This window comes from Vibrio sp. 10N.222.48.A3 (assembly GCF_041475345.1).
GTDB classification, from domain to species: Bacteria; Pseudomonadota; Gammaproteobacteria; order Enterobacterales; family Vibrionaceae; genus Vibrio; species Vibrio tasmaniensis_A.
Window position 1 is genome coordinate 1 of the sequence record NZ_JBFRVX010001405.1, and the last position, 3068, is coordinate 3068.

The following is a 3068-nucleotide window of genomic DNA, read 5'->3' on the forward strand; positions in this document are numbered from 1 at the left end:
CTAAAATATCATCCTGAACTTGGAAGGCTAACCCGATTGCATCGGCGTACTTATCTAATTGAGGCATCACTTCGAACGCTTTTTCGCCAGCAGCTAGAGCACCTAAACGAATCGCACTCTTCATTAGAGCACCAGTCTTGTTACGGTGAACTTCTTCTAACTCCTCTAGCGTGACAGAGCGGTTTTCAGCTTCAATATCAAGTGCTTGTCCAATACACATACCTTGTGCACCAGATGCTTCTGCTAGGCGTTGAATCATTCGAACGCGATTGCTTTCCCCGTCAGCACTTAATGTGCCTTCCGCAAGTATAGTAAACGCGAGAGTTTGTAGTGCATCGCCAGTTAAAATTGCCGTTGCTTCATCGTATTTAATGTGACAAGTCTGATGGCCACGACGCAATTCGTCGTCGTCCATTGCTGGAAGGTCGTCGTGAATCAGAGAATAGGCATGAATACATTCGATTGCTGAAGCTGGAGTGTCGAGTTCTTCCGCAGTGCAACCGAGCATTTCCCCTGTAATGTAGACAAGAAACGGACGTGCGCGTTTGCCGCCTAAAAGTAACCCATAACGCATCGCGTTAATGAGATTCTGATTTTGGTGTGGCAGGCGATCAAGCCAAAGGTTAAGTTGCTCGTTATTACGTGCTTGATAAGACAATAACGTCTCGATCATAGGGGATCTCATACAATTTGTTATTCAGGTTGTGGGTTAAAGTCACTCAGTTCTGCATTTTCATCATTTTGCAGCAGGATGCTAACACGCTGTTCAGCGTCGTTTAGTTTACTTTGACCAGCACGAGCGAGGGAGATGCCTCGTTCGAACTTTTTCAGCGCATCATCTAAAGCTAGATCACCATTTTCTAGTTGATCAACCAAGCCATCAAGCTCTTCGATAGCCGCTTCAAAGCTCATATTTTCAGGTTTCTTAGTAGCCATAATAAATCTGCGTTTGGAAAGATGAACGAACGTTACCCTAGGCCGCTGAGATGGTCAAATGTAACCAAGAATTTTTGCTAGAAAGTTCGTTTTTAAGGCGCTTGAATTTACTTTGATTGAATAACCGTGGCTTTATCGAGTTTATACGCTTTGGATAAGTCCAAAGTAAGCCAATAGTTGTGATTCAAAAACGAAAAGTGTGATACTTAGACGAAGAATTAACTAAAAGATCTTATAGTCTTGCCGATAAGAATATTATCGTCGACGTAGAACTGTAAAAAAGCATGAGGAGTGCTCAGTGGATTTAGCAACCCTAATAGGTTTGATTGGTGGATTTGCCTTCGTAATTATGGCAATGATCCTAGGTGGAAGCCTCGGGATGTTCTATGACACGACATCCGTTTTGATCGTGATTGGTGGTTCAACGTTTGTTGTTCTAATGAAATTCACCATGGGACAGTTCTTTGGTGCGGCAAAAATTGCCGGTAAAGCATTTATGTTTAAAGCCGATGAGCCAGAAGATCTTATTGCTAAAGTCGTAGAGATGGCGGATGCCGCGCGTAAAGGCGGTTTCTTAGCACTTGAAGAGATGGAAATCAGCAACAGTTTCATGCAAAAGGGTATCGACCTATTGGTTGATGGCCATGATGGTGATGTAGTGCGTGCAGCACTGCAAAAAGACATCGCGTTAACCACAGAACGTCACGAACAGGGCGCTAAAGTATTTACAGCTTTTGGTGATGTTGCACCCGCAATGGGTATGATTGGTACCTTGGTTGGTTTGGTTGCCATGCTTTCGAACATGGATGATCCAAAAGCGATCGGGCCGGCGATGGCGGTTGCACTTTTAACCACTCTATATGGTGCAATTCTTTCGAACATGGTGTTCTTCCCTATCGCGGACAAACTTGCTCTACGTCGTGACCAAGAGACACTGAATCGTCGTTTGGTGATGGATGGCGTACTCGCGATTCAAGATGGTCAAAACCCACGAGTTATTGACGGTTACCTGAAGAGTTACCTTAACGAAGGTAAACGTACGATTGATGGTGAAATGGCTTAAGGGGAATAAAAATGGATGAAGAAAATCCATGTAAATGTCCCCCTCCGGGTTTGCCACAATGGATGGGAACATTTGCTGACTTGATGTCATTGTTGATGTGTTTCTTTGTACTGCTCCTCTCATTCTCTGAGATGGACGTACTGAAATTTAAACAGATCGCAGGCTCAATGAAATTCGCGTTTGGTGTACAAAACCGCTTGGAAGTAAAAGACATTCCTAAAGGTACCAGCATTATTGCGCAGGAGTTTCGTCCTGGTCGCCCAGAACCGACGCCTATTGATGTAATCATGCAGCAAACCATTGATATTACGCAGCAAACTCTAGAGTTTCATGAAGGGGAATCTGAGCGTGCTGGCGGTACGATGCGTGATCAGGGCAAGATGACGGGGGGTAAATCAGCAGAGGTTTCTGCGCACAACAACCAAAACTCAGAATCAGATCAGCAGCAACAGCAAGCTCAAGAACAGTCTCAAGAGATGGAAACCTTGATGGAGAGCATCAAGAAGGCGTTGGAGCGAGAGATCGACCAAGGCGCGATTGAGGTGGAAAACCTTGGCCAGCAAATTGTGATTCGAATTCGCGAGAAGGGTGCATTCCCATCAGGATCCGCTTTCCTACAGCCTAAGTTCCGACCTTTGGTGAGACAGGTTGCCGAGTTAGTGAAAGATGTTCCGGGCATTGTCCGAATCTCTGGGCATACTGATAATCAACGTCTTGATTCTGAGCTTTACCGTTCTAATTGGGACTTATCATCGCAGCGTGCGGTGTCTGTGGCTCAAGAGATGGAAAAGGTCCGTGGTTTCTCTCATCAACGCTTAAGAGTGCGTGGTATGGCTGATACTGAGCCAGTAGAGCCGAACGATACTGAATGGCAACGTAGCTTAAACCGTCGTGTTGAAATCAGTATTATGCAGGGCGAACCGCTTTACAGTGAAGAAGTCCCAGTAATCACTGAATAGTATTTACCAAGAATATGCATCCCAAAGCTCAATCTGTCGTAGATTGGGCTTTTTCTTTGTCTGATACACAAAAGGGTTTGTACCAAGCTAGTAAGAGAAGAGAAGAGAAG

At 44.9% G+C, this 3068-nt stretch carries 4 protein-coding genes; 2 read left to right on the forward strand and 2 right to left on the reverse strand.

Features of this window, described 5'->3' with window-relative positions; genetic code table 11:
* The coding region (ispA, locus tag AB4653_RS26715) for a (2E,6E)-farnesyl diphosphate synthase (RefSeq protein ID WP_372105741.1) at positions 1-673 on the reverse strand (673 nt) is incomplete at its 3' end.
* A gap of 20 nt (positions 674-693) precedes the next feature.
* Complete coding sequence (gene xseB / locus AB4653_RS26720) at positions 694-936, reverse strand: exodeoxyribonuclease VII small subunit (protein WP_004734405.1); 243 nt, start codon at positions 934-936, stop codon at positions 694-696.
* A gap of 298 nt (positions 937-1234) precedes the next feature.
* Here xseB and pomA point away from each other — a divergent pair, with 298 nt between their 5' ends.
* Together pomA and AB4653_RS26730 are read left to right on the forward strand one after the other, a co-directional pair.
* A complete protein-coding gene (pomA, locus tag AB4653_RS26725) occupies positions 1235-1999 on the forward strand; it encodes a flagellar motor protein PomA (protein ID WP_009847464.1) in 765 nt (254 codons plus the stop codon).
* Positions 2000-2010: 11 nt separating this feature from the next.
* Positions 2011-2958, forward strand: a complete 948-nt coding sequence (locus AB4653_RS26730) for a flagellar motor protein MotB (RefSeq protein ID WP_009847463.1) — start codon at positions 2011-2013, stop codon at positions 2956-2958.
* Positions 2959-3068: the final 110 nt, after the last annotated feature.

Coding starts and splice junctions, on each gene's coding strand:
- AB4653_RS26730 (WP_009847463.1), top strand. CDS start 2,011: ATGGATGAAGAAAATCCATGTAAATGTCCCCCTCCGGGTTTGCCACAA.
- xseB (WP_004734405.1), bottom strand. CDS start 936: ATGGCTACTAAGAAACCTGAAAATATGAGCTTTGAAGCGGCTATCGAA.